The 17,654-nt window shown below is 62.5% G+C and carries 15 protein-coding genes; 8 read left to right on the forward strand and 7 right to left on the reverse strand.

The window, feature by feature from the left end; translation table 11 throughout:
• Positions 1-18 precede the first annotated feature (18 nt).
• From GN300_RS13885 to GN300_RS13895, 3 genes are all read right to left on the reverse strand, one after another.
• Positions 19-1,341: an MFS transporter gene (locus tag GN300_RS13885; RefSeq protein ID WP_197487698.1), complete on the reverse strand. Its 1,323-nt coding sequence runs from the start codon at positions 1,339-1,341 to the stop codon at positions 19-21.
• On the reverse strand, positions 1,325-1,852 hold the full coding sequence (locus GN300_RS13890; RefSeq protein ID WP_063315105.1) for a carboxymuconolactone decarboxylase family protein: 528 nt from the start codon (positions 1,850-1,852) through the stop codon (positions 1,325-1,327). The genes GN300_RS13885 and GN300_RS13890 overlap by 17 nt, the downstream gene beginning before the upstream one ends.
• Positions 1,853-1,925: 73 nt before the next feature.
• The gene (locus tag GN300_RS13895) at positions 1,926-3,356 is read right to left on the reverse strand and encodes an MFS transporter (protein ID WP_063315104.1); all 1,431 of its coding nucleotides are present in this window, start codon (positions 3,354-3,356) and stop codon (positions 1,926-1,928) included.
• A 311-nt stretch (positions 3,357-3,667) separates the two neighbouring features.
• Here GN300_RS13895 and GN300_RS13900 point away from each other — a divergent pair, with 311 nt between their 5' ends.
• The 3 genes from GN300_RS13900 (at position 3,668) to GN300_RS13910 (ending at position 5,252) form a co-directional block, all read left to right on the forward strand.
• Positions 3,668-4,414, forward strand: coding sequence for a hypothetical protein (locus GN300_RS13900; protein ID WP_267933158.1), 747 nt, complete (start codon positions 3,668-3,670; stop codon positions 4,412-4,414).
• 198 nt (positions 4,415-4,612) lie between these two features.
• Positions 4,613-4,990 (forward strand): metal-sensitive transcriptional regulator, encoded by a 378-nt coding sequence (locus tag GN300_RS13905; protein WP_063315102.1) that lies wholly within the window; start codon positions 4,613-4,615, stop codon positions 4,988-4,990.
• A 7-nt stretch (positions 4,991-4,997) separates the two neighbouring features.
• On the forward strand, positions 4,998-5,252 hold the full coding sequence (locus GN300_RS13910) for a hypothetical protein (protein ID WP_233405640.1): 255 nt from the start codon (positions 4,998-5,000) through the stop codon (positions 5,250-5,252).
• 129 nt (positions 5,253-5,381) lie between these two features.
• On the opposite strand, the gene GN300_RS13915 is transcribed toward GN300_RS13910, so the two are convergent.
• Both GN300_RS13915 and GN300_RS13920 read right to left on the reverse strand, forming a co-directional pair.
• Entirely contained in the window at positions 5,382-6,983 is a 1,602-nt protein-coding gene (locus tag GN300_RS13915) for an ABC transporter substrate-binding protein (protein ID WP_050655997.1), read from the reverse strand.
• Between the two features lie 163 nt (positions 6,984-7,146).
• Positions 7,147-7,602: a hypothetical protein gene (locus GN300_RS13920; RefSeq protein ID WP_233405641.1), complete on the reverse strand. Its 456-nt coding sequence runs from the start codon at positions 7,600-7,602 to the stop codon at positions 7,147-7,149.
• A 91-nt stretch (positions 7,603-7,693) separates the two neighbouring features.
• Between GN300_RS13920 and GN300_RS13925 the strand changes: the two genes are divergently transcribed.
• Complete coding sequence (locus tag GN300_RS13925; RefSeq protein ID WP_063315101.1) at positions 7,694-8,368, forward strand: bifunctional 2-polyprenyl-6-hydroxyphenol methylase/3-demethylubiquinol 3-O-methyltransferase UbiG; 675 nt, start codon at positions 7,694-7,696, stop codon at positions 8,366-8,368.
• Here GN300_RS13925 and speB read toward each other — a convergent pair.
• Positions 8,332-9,288 carry an agmatinase gene (gene speB, locus GN300_RS13930; protein ID WP_003941134.1) on the reverse strand — a complete coding sequence of 319 codons (957 nt, stop codon included), beginning with the start codon at positions 9,286-9,288 and terminating at the stop codon, positions 8,332-8,334. The genes GN300_RS13925 and speB overlap by 37 nt on opposite strands.
• Positions 9,289-9,434: 146 nt before the next feature.
• Between speB and GN300_RS13935 the strand changes: the two genes are divergently transcribed.
• The 4 genes from GN300_RS13935 to GN300_RS13950 all read left to right on the forward strand — a co-directional run bounded on the left by GN300_RS13935 (position 9,435) and on the right by GN300_RS13950 (position 16,053).
• Entirely contained in the window at positions 9,435-10,070 is a 636-nt protein-coding gene (locus GN300_RS13935; protein ID WP_082845687.1) for a helix-turn-helix domain-containing protein, read from the forward strand.
• A gap of 133 nt (positions 10,071-10,203) precedes the next feature.
• The gene (locus GN300_RS13940) at positions 10,204-11,049 is read left to right on the forward strand and encodes a carbon-nitrogen hydrolase family protein (RefSeq protein WP_063315099.1); all 846 of its coding nucleotides are present in this window, start codon (positions 10,204-10,206) and stop codon (positions 11,047-11,049) included.
• The gene (locus GN300_RS13945) at positions 11,046-12,734 is read left to right on the forward strand and encodes an NAD(P)/FAD-dependent oxidoreductase (RefSeq protein WP_007727084.1); all 1,689 of its coding nucleotides are present in this window, start codon (positions 11,046-11,048) and stop codon (positions 12,732-12,734) included. Before GN300_RS13940 ends, GN300_RS13945 begins: the two co-directional genes overlap by 4 nt.
• Before the next feature lie 127 nt (positions 12,735-12,861).
• Positions 12,862-16,053, forward strand: coding sequence for an NAD-glutamate dehydrogenase domain-containing protein (locus GN300_RS13950; RefSeq protein WP_063315098.1), 3,192 nt, complete (start codon positions 12,862-12,864; stop codon positions 16,051-16,053).
• Here GN300_RS13950 and GN300_RS13955 read toward each other — a convergent pair.
• The gene (locus GN300_RS13955) at positions 16,030-17,547 is read right to left on the reverse strand and encodes a PucR family transcriptional regulator (RefSeq protein WP_054187874.1); all 1,518 of its coding nucleotides are present in this window, start codon (positions 17,545-17,547) and stop codon (positions 16,030-16,032) included. The genes GN300_RS13950 and GN300_RS13955 overlap by 24 nt on opposite strands.
• Between the last annotated feature and the right edge of the window lie 107 nt (positions 17,548-17,654).

Raw genomic sequence — 17,654 nt, forward strand, 5'->3', positions numbered from 1 at the left:
TCAGTCGGACCGTCGACGTCAGACGGTGCGAGCGCACGCGCACTGGGCAGCCGCCAAGGTGCATTCGCCTCGGGTGGTTTCGTACGTCGCCTGTCCGGGCAATTCAACAACCGTCTCCCGAGGCCAAAGTGCAAATCCTGCAACGGCTCCCACTGCGACAAGCGCTGCAAGGATGCTCCAGGTGACCGCAAATCCCGCGCTCGAACCAACCCATCCGGCGATCGGATAGGTGACAAGCCAGGCAAGGTGCGACAGGGAGAACTGGGCTGCGAACACCTCCGGTATACCTGCGGGTTCGACGGAGCGCCGAAGTACTTTTCCGGTCGGAGTGACGATCATGGCCATGCCGGCGCCGACGAGCGCCCACACTGCGGCAGTGAGCATCCACGTGAATACACCGGCCACGGCGAGGGCTGCTGCCGCGCCGGCGCTGACGACCAGGACAACGGAACCTGCTGTCATCACAGTTCGTTCAGCGGTTCTGTCGAGAACGCGTGGAAGAAGAAGCGCGGTCACCAACGTGCCGGTGCCTGACGCGGCAAGCATCCACGCCACGTCGGATTGGGTTCCACCGAGCTCGTCGCGGACGTAGTTGACGGTGTTGACCACCACGATCGATCCGGCTGCTGCCACCACGAGATTGAGTGCCATGATGCCGCGCAGTCGCGGCGTGGTCACGAAGATCCGCACCCCCGACGCGATCCGATCCCACGCCTTGCGGTGAGTACTTCGGCGAGCGTTGGGGATTCGGGTGGCCAGCACGAGCAGTGCCGAGACCGCAAAGCCCACGGAGGTGGCGACGAACAACAGGTTGAATGTCATGAAGGACAGTGCGACTGCGGCAAGAACAGGGCTGAGCAGGCTTTCCATCGTGTAAGCGACCTGCGATGCCGACAGTGCGCGGGTGAAATCGGCCTCGTCGGTCACGATGTCAGGGATGACCGCTTGGAACGTGGGAGTGAACGCTGCCGACGCAGCTTGGAGAACGCCCACCAGCACGTAGATGTGCCAGATCTCGCTGACGAAGGGCAATGCGATCACGACTGCTGCACGAATGGCGTCGAGGGCAACGAGGAAAGCCCGTCTCGGCAACCGGTCTACGTACGCCGCCGCGAGTGGAGCGATCACGACGTACAGGGACATCTTGATCGTCAGCGCGGTGGCCAGCACGGCTCCGGCGCTCGGTCCGGCGAGTTCGTAGGCGAGTAGACCCAGCGCAACCGTCGCCAACCCGGTGCCGAACAGCGCGATGATCTGGGCGCTGAAGAGCAGGCGATAGTCGCGAATCAAGAACAGACGCAGGCTGTTCCGTTCCGGTGCGGAGTTAGCGATCCGGTTCATTTGGTTTCACTCCCGCGACAAGATTGAAAGCTCCGGTCAGGACATTGAGGGCGACGATTCCGACTACGTCGGCGATCTCGCGATCACCGTAGCCGTGCGCTCGAAGGCCCGTGATGTGTTCGTCTGAAATCGAGGCAGGCTCCCGATAGACGCGAAGCCCGAGGTCGATCATTGCCGCGATGGCGGGATCGGCCGAGGTGCCCGCGCGGGCACGCTCGATCTCGTCCGCCTCGACGCCGTTGGCGTGCGCGGCGGCCACGTGGGCTTCGAGGCAAACAGCGCAACCTTGCTGGACCTGCACAGCGATAGAGATTCGCTCGGTGATCTTGCGGCTCAGTTTCGCTCGCTTCATTGCTCGGCTGAGTTGCAGATAGCCGCCCAGCACAGCGGGCGAATGAGCCATCGCCGCGACCATGTCACCGACCTCTCCGTGACGGTTGACGAGTTCGGCGAGAAGGTCTTTCGATGCACCGACAGCGGTGGTGGGCGTGAGAGAAGCAAGGCGCGACATAACGAGTCCTAAGTGGTTCCGCCGGTGGTGGGTTCGGCTGGTGACAGCCGGCCGAACCCACCACCGGAGTTGGTCAAGAATTGACGGTGGATTGAACGGTTCGAGGATCGTCGACCTTGGTCGACCGCATCACGACCGCGGTGATTGCTGCGCCAACCACTGCGATGGCGGCTGCTCCGAGGAACACGGCGGAGAAACCTTTCGTCAACTCCGTCAGGTCACCGAGTTGATCAGCGCCGAACACTGCTGCGATCGCGGTCATCACCGCGAGGCCGACAGCCGAGCCGACCTGGTAGCTGACGTTGACGATGCCGGAAGCCAATCCGCCCTCTTCCGGGCGTGCAGCCGAAATCGCCGTACCGAGTGAGGGAATGAACGCCAGCGTCATACCTGCCGCAGCCACGAGCGACGCCGGCAGTACGTCGACCCAGAAGTTGCCGGTGGGCCGGATCAACGACATCCAACCCAAACCGATTCCCAGTACCAGCAATCCGGTCACGATCATTGCTTTTGCGCCGAAGCGCGCCATGGCCCGTGGTGCCACGACGACCATGCCGAGCATGACGAAGATCGTCATCGGCAGCAGCGCCGCACCGGCCGGGAAGGCGCTGTATCCGAGCACTTGCTGCAGGTACAGGTTCAGGAAGAACCACATCGGTATCCAGGCGGCGCCGAGCACGAGCTGAGCGATGTTCGCGGCACCGAGGTTGGGCGCCTTGAAGATTCCCAGACGCACCAGAGGTTCCCGACGCTTCGACTGGATCAACACGAATGCACCCAACAGAGCGGCCGAAACGGCGAGTGCCAGCCACGTCTGCCCGGATCCCCATCCGACGTCAGGTGCTCTGACGATGCCGAAGACTCCGACAGCAAGACCTGCGGTGACAGCGAGTGCGCCGAGGAAGTCGATCGACCCGGTACGTGCCGGTGCGTTCGGCATCAGGAGGGGAGTAGCGATCAGCGCGATGACAGCGATGGGAATGTTGAGGTAGAACACCCAAGGCCAGCTGGTGTATTCGGTGATGACGCCGCCGAGGAACACGCCGGCCGTACCGCCGGCCGGGGCGGCAGCGCCGTAGATGGACAGCGCCTTGGTCATTTCCTTTTGTGTGCTGCCGAACAGCATCATCAGCAAGGTGAGCGCCGATGGTGCGATGAGTGCGGCGCCTGCGCCCTGGACTGCACGGCCCGCAAGTTCGACGGCGACGTTACCGGCGGCACCGGCGACAACGGAACCGATCAGCAGGATCAGCCAACCAGCAGAGAACACTCTGCGGGCGCCGAACAGGTCGGACAGGCGGCCGCCGAGGAGGAGTAGCCCGCCGAATGCGATGACGTACGCATTGAAGACCCAGGTCAGGCCTTCCTGGGAAAAGCCGAGATCGCTCTGCATCTGGGGGAGAGCGACACCGATGATCGAGGTGTCCATGATGACCATGAACTGAGCGGCGGCGATCAACGCCAACGCCCACCACTTACGTGTGGATTGCGGTTGTGTGGACATTCTGAGTTCCTTACCTGTACGGGGTATAGGTGATGCTCGTGTGGTCAGGGAGTGTCGAAAGCGAGCCCGGGCGACATCGGCGCAGCGCTTCGTTGAGGTGCGCGGGGAAATGCTGTTTTTGGAACTCATTCGGCCGGCGCTCTGCGTAGATGCGCATCGGATCTCCTTCGAGTGAATTCAGGGTGTTCGAGTAGTTCGTTGCATACCCTAGGGGGGTATGGTACAAATTGCAACAGGTTCGATGTCAAGGAGTGCAGAACCTGACGCAGACGGCAACGAAAGTGCTGCCGACCCAAACTTTGGAGGGCAAGATGTTCAGCGACAACGGCTACACACTGGAATTGGCAACGTCGGAGGCGGCCGTCGGCAACCATGTCCCCTTGCAGTTCCGGATCCTGGATCCGGTTGGAACTCCGTTGATCCGGTACACGGACACCCACGACAAGCAGTTGCATCTGATCGTGGTCGGTCTGGACCTGACCGGATTCCAGCACGTGCATCCCGAATTGGACGAGAACGGAAACTGGCATGTGTCAGTCGATTTCGATCATGCGGGAGACTATCGAGTATTCGCTGATTTCACTCCGGACGGTGGTGACGGAATCACGCTCAGTGCGGATGTGCGCGTCGCCGGATCCTACGATCCTCGGCCGTTGCCCGCCGCTACTGCCGCCACGACGGTCGACGGCTATACCGTCTCCCTCGAAGGCGCGGCCCATGCCGGCCAGACATCGAAGCTCACGCTCTCGGTCAGTCGTGACGGAATCCCGGTCACAGACTTGCAGCCCTACCTTGCCGCATACGGGCATCTGGTCGCGTTGCGTGCCTCCGACCTCGCCTATCTCCATGTCCATCCGGACGGCTACCCCGGTGACGGTGTCACGCCGGCCGGACCGGCAATCACCTTCTACGCCAACATGCCGAGCGCCGAGGGTTACCGGTTGTTTTTGGACTTCAAGCACGGCGGAGTGGTGCGTACGGCGGAATTCACGCTGACGGCCGACAATGCGACCACGTCTGGGGCCGAACACTCGAGCCACGCGCACCACGGGCACTGAAACCGAATGAGTTTCGCAGCAACGGGAAAACGGGCATGGGCAATCGCCATGCATCCATCTGTTCATGCAGTAGCGAAATGCGTGGCGATGTGCGCAGTGATTGCTCTGCAAGACAACGGAAGTCGAAGAGTCTCCGCACATCGCCCCGGTAACGAGAATTGTTGCGAAATCACGCGTTGACGAACAGGAGGACATCGAATGTCGGAAGCGACAGAAGTTGGCAGTGCGCCAAGCAGCGCTCCAAACAGTGTCCAAGGCAGTGATGCGACCGGCGATGTGTGCTGCACGGGAGATTCGCACGGCTACATCACCGCCAAGGGCGACTACCTGGCGCGTCTGCGTCGCATTGAAGGTCAAGCTCGCGGCCTGCAGCGCATGGTCGACGAGGACAAGTACTGTATCGACATCCTGACGCAGGTGTCGGCGATGACCAAGGGCCTCCAGGCGGTGGCCATGGGCCTGCTCGAGGACCACATCGGCCACTGCGTCGTCAAAGCCGCTGTTGCCGGTGGGCCCGAGGCGGACGCGAAGATCAAAGAAGCGAACGAGGCGATTGCGCGATTGGTCCGCTCATAGAATTGTGATGAATGTTGATACCTTGGTGCGCATGTTCAGTATCGAGATCCGTCGTACATTCGCTGTGAGGCAGGGGCTTCCGGCACCGGTGCGGGACGCGAAGAACTTGCCGCCGCTGATGCCTGCCGAGGGATTTCGCGTGACGATGCGAGTGGCGTTCTCGTTCGAGGACGACCAACTCGGAGAACGTGGATGGTTTGTCGACACGGACGCTCTGGACGAGTCCGTCATTCGAGAACGTTGCGAAGTGGGCTTTCACTGAACTTGCGTCCAGCATTCCTCAGCTGACCTACGTCGAACTCGACAACGAGACGATCGGTGTGGCAACAAGATACGTCAGATCACAATGATCTGACGTATCTCGTTGACGCACCGCGTTCGGTCGACCGGCCTACTGGTAGAGGCGCAACGCAGAACCGATGAAGGTCTTACCGAATGCGAGTCCGGCCTTGTTGAAGTAGAAGCTCAAGACCGTATCTGCAAACGGGACTGCGGACACCGTTTTGGTGATCTGTGACTCGGCGTCTGCCCACTCCGCGCATGCTGCGTCGCCGGTCAAACCGGAGGCCTTGGCAACGGCTGCTTCGTAGGCGGGGTTGTTGATCGAAGAGAAGTTCTTACCTGCTGCCGGAGCCGGACCGGAGAAGAACGGGACGAACCCGCTGGGAACCGAATTGTTGATCTGGATCCACGCGATGTCCCACTGGTTGTTGTCCTTGCCACTGAGCATGACGTCGACAACCTTGGTCTGGTCGGCTCCTGTCACCTCGACGGTCGCACCGAGGTCGGACCATGCCGACTGGGTGAGCTCGGCTGCCGCGCTGCGCGCATCTTCGCCGGCAGCGTAGAAGAGGCGGAGGGTCAGCGGCTTTCCGTCCTTGCTTCGTTTGCCGTCGGAGCCGGCGGTCCAACCTGCAGCGTCCAGTGTTGCCTTTGCTGCGCTGAGGTCGAAGTCCGGAATGTTGCCTGCGACAGAGTCGTACACACAGGCTCGGGGCTCGACGGAGACAAGACTTGTTGCACGGGTGCCCTGGCCGCCAGTGATGACTTCAGCGAGATCGTCGAGATTGACAGCCTGGACGAGAGCTTTTCGAACGGCGGGATCACTGGTCGGATTGTCCGCAATCTGATTGAAGTACATCTGACCGGCGGGAAGTGGGCGCTGGACCGAGTCGAAATTGGCGGCATCGATGCGATCCTTGTCCGGACCGGCGATCGGAGATGCGCTCAGTTCGCCTGAGAGCAGCTGGTTTGCTGCGGTGCTGACATTGGGTGCCATGACAGCAATGACTGTCTTGGGGACACCCGGTGTGTCGGAGGTGGTGTCGTCGGGCCCCCAGCTGTAACCGTCACGACGCTCGAACGTGTAGTGGTCATTGGCCGAGACTTCGGTGACTTCGAACATGCCGGAGCCCAGCGACTTGTTGTTCGAGGCGGTCGGATCTTCGAGACCGGCATCGCACATGATCGGGAGGCGACTGATGGTGAGGAGGAGGAACGGGGTCGGCGCCGGAGTGGTTACCGTGATGGTGCGGGTGGCGAGATCGGCAGTGGCCGAAGCGCCGATGGGAACTGTGGTGCCGCGTTGTTGTGAACCCTTGGCTGGATCGGCTACGAAGTTGATGTTGTTCGCGACGGTCTGTGCAGTCAGCGTCGACCCGTCGGTACAGGTCACGCCTTCACGAATGGTGAAGGACGCGGAGGTCGGCGTTTCTTCCCACTTCTCGGCCAACCATGGTTTGAATTCACTGGTTTCAGGATCCTGGTAGACCAGGGAGTCGTACGCCAGCTTCGAAATTTCCGCGGTTGCCGCAGAGCCGGACATGATCGGGTTGAGTGCACCCGGATCGCCTTGCAACGCGTACCGGAAGGTTCCGTCAGTCAGAGGCTCACCGCCGCCGGAGCCCGAGGACGTGCCTCCCGAGCTGCAAGCCGACAATACGAGCGCGAGCCCCGCGGTCGCGGCAAGCGTCGAATAGGAGCGGTGTTTCATTGTGCCTCCGTGAAGGAGCCGGGGCCCGGGAGTGAATCGTGAGGGCGCAGTCGAGTGTGACCGCTAAATCTTGGCGTAGGACGTGACGGGCATTTCGGTCGATCCTCACGAAAATCGGGCGGATTTTTGTTCGATTTCACGAAGGTTGGAGTTCTGGTTCAGTTCACGGGGAGTCGAGGTCACTTCGTCGTGGCCACCCGGTCTCCGTGAGCACGGTTGCTGGAACTGACCTCAACGGGGAGGTGGGGCCGAGACCGTGGAGGTCTGCGTCGTCGTCGATTTCGGACCAGGATTCGTCCGCCGAAACATCAAGGCCGAGAACGATCCACGGCGGTCCGGCTTCTTGGAACGCGTACGAGACGGTTCCGGTACGCGGAACTGTCGTATCGAACAGTCGGTCTCCGACGGGATAGCCCTGCTGCTCGCCGACCAAAGTCAAGGTAGTCGGTTCGAAGGATGCATCGCGCAGAATCTTCTCGACTGCGCGGTCGAAGCTCTGCTGGACGCCGAACTCTTCGTCCGAGTTCGAACCGGTGAACTCGGGGAAATGCGCACAACACAAAACGTATGGGCCTGCTGAGTTGCAGTAGAGACGAAACACGGGAAATCCACCGGCCACGACGTGACGTTAGCAGGGCGTCGAAATGGAGAAGTTGCTGTTTCAGCAAAGATAGTTGCGTGAGTTGTGGAAGGTCGTTCATCCTGGGTGCATGAGCCACGAACGCCACAATCACCACGAAAACTCCGATACCACCGAGAATCCGTACGCCAAGGCGGACGCACAATTCTGGAACTCGCTGTACGAGGAACGCCCCGCGCGCTGGAGCGGAAATCCCAACCCACAGTTGATTGCCGAAGCCTCCGACCTGGAACCGGGCACGGCACTCGACGTCGGTTGCGGCGAAGGTGCCGACGCTTTGTGGTTGGCGCGTCGCGGGTGGAAGGTCACCGGCACCGACATATCGTCGGTTGCGCTCAGCCGCGCCCAGGCTCACGTCGAGGGCGAGGGCGTCGACATCGAATGGCTGGAAGCCGACCTGACGAAGTGGGATCCGCAGGGTCGATCGTTCGATCTGGTGTCCGCGCAGTTCTTCCACATGCTCGAACCCGCGCGCGGGGAATTGTTCCGTGCTCTCGGAGATCTGGTCGCGCCGGGCGGGCATTTGCTGATCGTGGGCCACTCGCCCCACGAGTCGCCCACCGAACATCATCGGGCAATGCTGCATACACCCGAATACGTGGAGTCGCTGTTTACCGATGGTTGGAAGGTGTTGGTCTCGGAGTCGCGGGAACGTGATCTTCCCGCGAACCCCGAGATGCATCACACGACGGATACCGTTGTGCTGCTTCAGCGATTGAGTGCGAGTACCGACAGCAACTCGTAAGCGACGTGAGCCGCTGCGATACCGGTGATCTCGGCGTGGTCGTACGCCGGCGCTACCTCGACGATGTCGGCGCCGACCACGTTGAGTCCCACCAACCCACGCAGTGTGTTCAACAATTCGCGAGAGGTCATGCCGCCCGCTTCGGGTGTTCCGGTGCCCGGAGCGTGGGCGGGATCGAGTACGTCGATGTCGACGGAGACGTACACCGGGCCACCGTCGAGGCGCTTACGCATGCGCTCGACGATGCTGGCGACACCGTCGACCTCGTAGTCGTCACTGCGGATCACCTGGAAACCGAGGACGCGGTCGTCTTCGAGGTCCTTCTCGCTGTAGAGCGGTCCACGGATGCCGATGTGCTGCGAACGCTCCATGTCGATCAGGCCCTCTTCACTGGCGCGGCGGAAGGGGGTGCCGTGGGTGAAAGGCTGACCGAAGTAGGTGTCCCAGGTGTCGAGATGAGCGTCGAAGTGCAGGACGGCGATCGGGCCGTGATCGCGGGCCAGTGAACGCAGGATCGGCAGTGCGATGGTGTGATCGCCGCCGAGCGTGAGCACGGAGGAACCGTCGGCGCGCAGGTCGGTGACGGCGGACTGAACCGTCGTGAGAGCTTCCTGGATGTCGAAGGGGTTGACGCCGATGTCGCCGAAATCGGCTACCTGCTGGTTGGCGAAGGGCGAGACCTTCAGCGCTGGGTTGTACGGACGCAGCAGCTTCGACGCAGCGCGGATGTGCCCCGGACCGAACCGGGCACCGGGGCGGTAGCTGACACCCGAATCGAAGGGGATACCGAGGATCGTCACGTCGGCGCGCGAGACCTCGTCCAGGCGCGGGAGACGCGCAAAGGTGGTCGGCTCGGCGTAGCGGGGGACGCGCGTGGCGTCGACGGGTCCGATGAACGATCCGGGGTTGTTGGTAGCCATGTGCAGAGGTCCCTGCTCTCGATTCGGCGCACACCGGGCGCCCTTCAGTGATGTAGCTCTCTGAGCAAGTATGGTTTCTTCAAGAGGCTCGGTTGTCAACCCCTGTTTCCTGAAAGGGACACGGTGGTCGTGAAGGAGTGGGTTCAGTGGCCAAGGCGAAGGAAGCGGTCGAGCCGGTCGGACCGCGCATCGGGGCGAGGCTCAAGGCGGCACGTCAATCGAAGCGGTTGACCCTCGACGACCTGGCCGAGGCCTGTGGTGTGACCAAGGGGTATCTCTCGAAACTCGAGCGCGATCACGTCAACGCGTCGGTGGCGACCCTGATAAAGGTGTGCGCGGTGCTCGAGATCCCCGTCGGATCCCTGTTCGAGAATGCGTCCGCCGGTGAAGTGGTCCGCGCCGACGCCATGCCGCAAATCAGCTTCGGTGGCGAAAAGATGACGGAGTACCTGCTCACGCCTACCAACGAGCGTCGAATTCAGGTGCTGCTCGGCGAGCTGGAACCAGGCGGCGGAAGTGGTCGGGAGTTCTACAGTCTGCCGATCGACGTGAACTTCGTACACGTGCTCGAGGGTGGTTTGCGGGTTTCGTTCGAGGGTGGTCGGACGGATCCGAACGGTGAGGCCGTCGATGCCGAGGACGTCGTGCTTGCGGCGGGCGACTCCTTCACGTTCACGCCGACGCACAACCATAGTTTTCAGGCCGAAGGCTCGGTTCCGGCGAAGGTTCTGTGGGTCTTGAATCCGGCATTGCCGGAAGGGCCACGCGCGTCGTCTTTGTGAGAATCGAATCCGCGAATGTTGATTCTTAGGAAACAAGAGTTGACATGATTGGCGGCACCCGTCACCCTGGTAGTTGTCCCCGTCACACACACCGTCGAAAATTGGCGTCACGGAACTCCTGAAGGAGCGCACCATGCATGTCGATTCAGTTCGAGTTGGCCTGTTCCAAGGTCCGCTCACCACCCCGGACACCTTTGCGTCGGTGGAGTTCAATCTCGCTGCAATCGACACTGCTGCCCGCGAGGCTGCGGCATCCGGTGCGAAGATCCTGCTGACGCCGGAGATGTCCGCAACCGGCTACGACATCGGTGAACTGGTGTCGCTACGCGCGGAGCCGGCCGACGGCCCTATCTTCGATTCCGTCGCCGAGATTGCTCGAAGTGCAGGCATCGCAGTCGTCTACGGCTACCCCGAACTCGACGGGGGAGACGTCTACAACAGCGTGCAGGTGGTGGACCGCGATGGCACTTCGCTTGCGCACTACCGCAAGACGCATCTGTTCGGCACGCTCGACCGTGAGCACTTTCGGCCAGGTGAGACCCTGGTGGTCGGGTTCGATTTCGAGGGCATCCGCTGCGGATTGTTGATCTGCTACGACGTGGAATTTCCGGAAGCGGTTCGGGCCCATGCCGACTCCGGTACCGAATGGCTCATCGTGCCGACAGGGTTGATGACTCCGTACGAACACATTGCGCAGCAAGTGGTTCCGGCCCGCGCATACGAGAGTCAGATGTTTGTCACCTACGTCAATCGCTGCGGCGCCGAAACCGAGCTGACCTACTGCGGTCTCTCGTGCGCCATCGCGCCCGACGGTGCCGAGTTGGCGAGGGCCGGCGGCGACCAGGAATTGCTCTTCGCGGACATCGCCGCCGCCACCGTCGCGCAATCGCGCACTCTCAATACACATCTCGACGATCGACGCCTCGATCTGTATCCAGACCTTCCTGTCACGACTGTCTCCAAGGAGAACCGTAGATGACCATCCCAGTAGCTCCGGACAGTTCCTCGGAACCCGGCAAGCAGCCGCCCCTCACGATGTTCGGACCGGATTTTCCGTTCCCGTACGACGACTACGTTTCCAGTCCGGCGGGACTCGGCTCGGTGCCCGACCTGGCACTGGGTACCGAGGTTGCCGTGATCGGTGGCGGACTCTCCGGCATGATCGCGGCCTACGAGTTGCTCAAGATCGGTCTCAAACCGATTGTCTACGAAGCCGATCAGATCGGCGGCCGGATGCGGTCGGTCGAGTTCGACGGGCACCCCGGGGTTGTCGCCGAGATGGGCGCAATGCGTTTCCCACCGTCGTCGACGACGTTGTTCCATTACCTGAACGAACTGGGTCTGCAGACCGAAGAGTTCCCCAATCCCCTTGCCGAGGTCACACCGAGCACGGTCATCGATCTCAAGGGTGAGAGCCACTACGCGCACACTCTCGAGGATCTGCCGCCGATCTACACCGAGGTGGCGCAGGCCTGGCAGCGCACTCTCGAAGAGCATGCCGATCTGATTCCGTTGCAGCAGGCCATTCGTGACCGCGACACCGCAGAAATCAAGCGGATCTGGAACGACCTCGTGGTGCGCTACGACGACCAGACGTTCTACGGATTCCTCGCCGCGTCGAAGCACTTCAAGTCCTTCCACATGCGGGAAGTGTTCGGACAGGTCGGATTCGGTACGGGCGGTTGGGATACCGACTACCCCAATTCGATCCTCGAAATCCTTCGTGTGGTCATCACGGCCGCCGACGACGACCACCGCGGCATCGTCGGTGGATCGCAGCAGCTGCCGATGCGGTTGTGGAACCGCGCCCCGGCGCACATGGCGCATTGGCCTGCCGGTACTACGGTCGCTTCGCTCAACGACGGTGAGACGCGTCCCCGCGTCACCGAACTCCGGCGTACCGAGCCCGGCAACATCACGGTGACGGACTCCGAAGGTTTCATTCGCACGTATGCGAGTGCCGTTGTGACAGTGCAGAGTTGGATGCTGCTGAACAATATCAGGTGTGACGACGATCTGTTCCCGATCGACCACTGGACTGCGATCGAGCGAACTCACTACATGGGTTCGACCAAGGTGTTCGTTCTCGTCGACCGCCCGTTCTGGAAGGACAAGGACCCCGTGACCGGCCGTGATTCGGTGTCGATGACACTGACCGACCGTATGAGTCGCGGCACCTACCTGCTGGATCAAGGCGAGGGCAAGCCAGGCCTGATCTGCTTGTCGTACACCTGGTCGGACGATTCGCTGAAGCTGCTGGCGCTCGACGCCACCGAGCGCATGAACATCATGCTGCGCTCTCTCGAAGAGATCTACCCCGGCGTTGACTTCCGCAGCCACATCATCTCGAGCCCGGTGACGCTGTCGTGGGAAACCGAGCGCGACTTCATGGGCGCATTCAAGGCGAACCTTCCGGGGCACTACCGCTACCAGGAGCGCCTGTTCTCCCACTTCGTGCAGAATGATCTCGAACCGCGTCATCGGGGAATCTTCCTCGCCGGTGACGACGTGTCGTGGACCGCCGGCTGGGCTGAGGGCGCGATCCAGACCGCGATCAACGCGGTATGGGGCGTCGTCAACCATCTCGGCGGCGCTGCGCCTGCCGAGAATCCCGGACCCGGCGACGTGTTCGAGGAGCTTGCTCCGATCAGGTTGGGCGACTGAGCTCACCGCAACTGCCGAAATGTCGTGCCCGATGGGGGTTGGTACTCCTATCGGGCACGACCTCTTTCCGGTGATCCACGCAACACTGGAAAGTGTTCGGATCCAATAATTTCCAGGAGGGTGTTCAATGGCGAGCACATCATCGGCGACCAAGACCGCAGCTGCAGAATCGAGACCGGCAGGCGGTGATCGATCCGGTGACCCGGCGCTCGAACTGGTCGCCGAATTGGCAGCAGCGGGCCAGCGACTCGTCTTCCGTCAGGGTGACAACCTGAACAGTGACGATCTGACCTGCGTGGTGCTGTGGCCGTCCGGAGAGCCCTCCCTCTCCGATCTGTGCGAGAACTTCGAGTCTCTCGGACTCCGAGTTTCGACGCACCGCCCGCTTCCGACCGTTCTGGGTTCGGCGCATTACTTCACCTTCGAGCCGAGCACCTTCGACGGCAGTGCGCTGGAGAAGATGGCGGACGCCTTCGAAGCCGTCATCGCCGGACAGACCCGGATGGATGCGTTCTCCAGTCTGATCGGACGAGCAGACATCACCTGGCGCGATGCAGAGTTGCTGCGCGCTGCGTGCCGTTTCCTCGCTCAGGCTCGTATCGGTTTGTCCGAGAGCTACATCGTCGGAGTGTTGGCAGCGAAGCCACTCTTCGTACGGCAGGCGATCGAACTTTTCACCGCGCGTTTCGACCCCGCCGTGGCGGGTGTGCGTGAGACAGCTGTGGCTACCGCAACGGCAGCTATCGACGAATCAGTCGACGGTGCAGACACTCTCGACGAGGATCGCGTCTTGCGCGGCGTGCGTTCGTTCCTGCAGGCGACTCTGCGCACCAACTGGTACCTGCGCGGTGAGAGCGGCGAACCGCTACCGTACGCGTCGTTCAAGATCGACTCGCAGTTGCTCTCCACTCCGCAGAAGACCGTTCCCTTCCGCGAGATCTACGTCAGCGCACCCAATGTCGAAGGCGTGCATCTGCGTAGTTCCTCCGTCGCCCGTGGTGGCCTGCGTTGGTCGGATCGATACGAGGACTTCCGCACCGAGGCTCTGAGTCTCATGAAGACCCAGAGCGTGAAGAATTCGCCGATCGTTCCTTCGGGAGCCAAGGGCGCGTTCGTGGTTCGGGGCACGTCGTCACCGACTCCGGCGCAGGTGCAGGAGTCTTACAGCACCTTCATTCGCGGCCTGCTGGACGTGGTGGACAACATCGTCGACGGCGCTGCGGTACACCCGGCAGAAGTAATCGAGTACGACGGTGAAGACTCCTATCTCGTCGTGGCAGCAGACAAGGGGACAGCGCGGTTCTCGGACGTCGCGAACGGCATCGCCGTCGAGCGTGGTTTCTGGCTCGGCGACGCTTTTGCTTCTGGCGGTTCGGCCGGATACGACCACAAGGCGATGGGCATCACCGCTCGCGGAGCCTGGGTGGCGGTACGACGGCACTTCGCCGAGCGCGACCTCGATGTCGACACCGATCCGTTCACCGTCGCGGGTATCGGGGACATGTCCGGCGACGTGTTCGGCAACGGAATGTTGCTCTCGCACAAGATCCGTCTGGTCGCGGCATTCGATCACCGCCACATCTTCATCGACCCGAACCCCGACACCGAGACGAGCTTTGCCGAACGCGCTCGCCTCTTCACCGTGCCGCGCTCGTCCTGGGACGACTTCGATCGCACCGTGATGTCGCCGGGCGGTGGCGTCTGGCCGCGGAGCGCGAAGTCGATCCGCCTTCCGCTCGAGGCGCGTGCGGCCCTCGGGATCACCGAGGAGAACTTGACCCCGCAGGAACTGATCCGAGCGATCCTGTGTGCTCCGGTGGACCTGTTGTGGAACGGCGGCGTCGGTACCTACGTGAAAGCGTCGACCGAAAGCAACGTCGACGCGGCCGATCCGTCCAACGACGCAGTTCGCGTCAGCGCTGACGAGTTGCGTGCGACGGTGGTCGGTGAGGGCGGCAACCTCGGCTTCACCCAGCGTGCCCGCATCGAATATGCCGCTGGCGGAGGCCGAATCAACGCCGACTTCATCGACAACGCGGCCGGCGTGGCTACCTCGGACCGTGAGGTCAACATCAAGATCGCACTCGCAGCGTTGGACTCGACCTCGCGCAATGAACTACTTGCGGCGGCCCAGGACGAGGTGGCCGCATCGGTGCTCGAGGCCAGTGAAGATCAGACCCTCGCGATCAGCCTGGCCGAGCACCGCGCACCGGCCCTGCTCGATCAGCACGAGCGGTTGATCGAGAACCTGGTCTCGGCGGGCGCCATGAAGCGACTGGAAGAATCTCTGCCCGACGCCAAGGCGCTGGCGGTCAGGGCGCGTGCCGGGCAGGGTCTCCTGCGGCCGGAACTTGCTGTGCTGGTGGCGCAGTCGAAGAACGTACTGACTGCGGAACTGGGCGCATCGACGGTCCCGGACAATCAGATCTTCGCCGATCGTCTCCCGCAGTACTTCCCGCTCTCCGTCGTCGAGGCCGCACCGGACGCAGTCCGCGCACATCGGTTGGGCCGCGACATCATCATCACCTCGGTGGTCGACGAACTGGTCAACCGCGTCGGCCCCGGCGTGCTGTTCCGGCTCGAGGAACACCTCAGAGTTCGCAGTCCGGAAGCGGCTCTGGCCTACGCCGTAGTCAGCGAAGTGCTTGGAACGGAGGACCTTCGACGTGAAATCCTGAACTCCGATCTCAGTGCCACCGAACAGCTGAAGGCTCTCGATCGCTTGCAGCAGCTGTTGGAATCCGAAATGAGCTGGGTGTTGCGCCGCCCGGGTGCTGCCGGCCGGTTCACCGTGAACCCGCGCGCCGACATCGATCGGTGGGCAGCCCCGGTGCGGGAACTCACCGACGGTTTGTCGGCAAGCGAGCGCATCGAGGCGTCTTTCGGAGCACTCGCCCTGGCAGACATTGCACTGCAGGAGAATACGACGGCCGCGGCCGCAGCCGCGATCTATCGGGAACTCTCCGACGCTCTCGACCTGGGCGATGTTCTCGGCGGCGTCGACGTCGCCGTCGGTGCCTCGCATTGGGAGGTCATGGGCAGCGCTGCCGTCCACGCCAGGTTGACGGCGCGTTTCGCAGACCTCGTGTCCGGAGCGCTCGGAGAAGGTATTCCGGAGGTCGTCGAGCTGTGGACCGCCGCCAATCCGCAAGCGGTGCGCCGGTTCACGGCTTTGATGTCGAGTGTGAGCCGCAGTGGAGCGCTGGACACCGCCCGTCTCTGCACGGTCGACGCCGAACTCGAACTACTCGTTCGCGGTGCGTCCAGTTTCGCTTCGGTAGACGCCGCGGAGGGTTCAGCGGCCCTCCCAGGCGAGTAGCGATAGCAGCAGTTCGGCTCTGACCCTGGCCTGCCCGAGGTCGCATTGCAGCAGTTCCTCGATGCGTGCGATGCGACCTCGGAGGGTGTGCCGATGAACACCGAGTTCGGCTGCGGCCGATTCCCATTGGCCGTTTGCCTCGAGATAGGCGCGCAAAGACGCGGCCAGTGCGGTTCCGTGTGCCTGGTCGTGTTCCGTCAACACCGGGATGGTGTCCGCAGCCATTGCGATCAGTGCCTCACGGGCAGACTCGGATGCCAGAATCGTCGAACCACTCAGAGCGTCGAACTCGAGAATACGCGCCGTAGCCGTCGTGAGGTTGGCCGCGGCGCGGGCCTGGACGAGTGCGCGGGGTGCGTCGAGAAGACGGTGAGGGGTGCTGATTCCGGCACGCACGGCTTTCGCTTCGGTGGGGGAGAGCTGCGCCAGTAGTGTTTTGGCGGTGTCGATTGTGTCGGTTCCTCGGAGGAGGACGGTCAGCGAACCGTCCTCGGATTGCGCGAACAACGGCCGGCCTGCTCGCGCGAGAGCGTTGTCGAGTTCGCGAAGAACGGGGCCGAGTCCGGATCCGCGAACGTGGACGACACGAATGTTGCCGTGCGTGTCGCTCGCTTCGTCCAAGTACGACGGCACACTGTCTTCGGGGATTCGGCCGTCGAGTAAGAGCCCGAAAGCCATGGCGTTGAGTCGAGTTCGCTCGGCCCGTAGTCGAACCGGTTTCTCGAGTTCGAGAGTGAGCAGCGAGACCGCATGCCCGAGCAACACTCTGTCGATATTGCTCAGGGGCCCGGCGCCCGCCATGGCGAGGTAGCCGTGCCAGCTGTCGGTGACGCCGACGGGGGACAGTGTCAGCGTCCGTTCGGGTGTGCTCTGCGAGATCGACGCCGGAGCGTTGGGATCGCGGGTGGTCGCCGCGACCGCGCGAACCTCGGTGATCAACGACTTCTGGTTTGCCGGATGCACCGCGGTGATCCGATCTCCGACAAACGCCACCGAAGTTTTTGTGGCCGTGGCCAGTTCGCGCACGATGGCAGACACGCCACCGCGCAGTGCAACGCGGGTGATGCGCGTCTGTACTTCTGCCGCGCGGAGTACCGATTCGTACTCCTGCTGGCTCAGACGGGTCATCACCGCGCGCGTGACTGCCGCGAACGGGGTCGTGAACGGCACTTCCAGCAGGGGGAGTCCGCGGCTGCGGGCGGCGGCAATCAGGTCTGTGGGCACACTCTCGTGGGAAAGGCCGGTCCCGAAACCCAGAGCCGATACTTCTGCGGCGGCCAGACGGTCGATGTACTCGCTGTAGTCGGTGGCGTCCGCGCCCACCAGTGCCAGCCCGGTGGTGAGCACCAATTCGCCGCCGGAAAGCCACGGGGTGGGGTCCGTCAGCTCTGTGGCCTGCGCAAACGTGACGGGGTGGGTGGCAGCTGCTCGGTCGGTGAGCAGAGCCAGCGAGAGGTGTTTCTGGCGCAAGAGCCACGAGATCGGAACCGTCACCTGATCAAGGCTAGCTGTCGTTGCCGATATGGAGTAGCCCTGAAGCTCCGGGTATCCATTTCGGCAGTGCTTGCGATGCTTCGCGCGTCGCATACTCGAATGCAATA

The sequence above is a fragment of the Rhodococcus sp. Ni2 genome, from assembly GCF_021352185.1.
In the GTDB taxonomy this organism is placed as follows: Bacteria; Actinomycetota; Actinomycetes; order Mycobacteriales; family Mycobacteriaceae; genus Rhodococcus_F; species Rhodococcus_F qingshengii.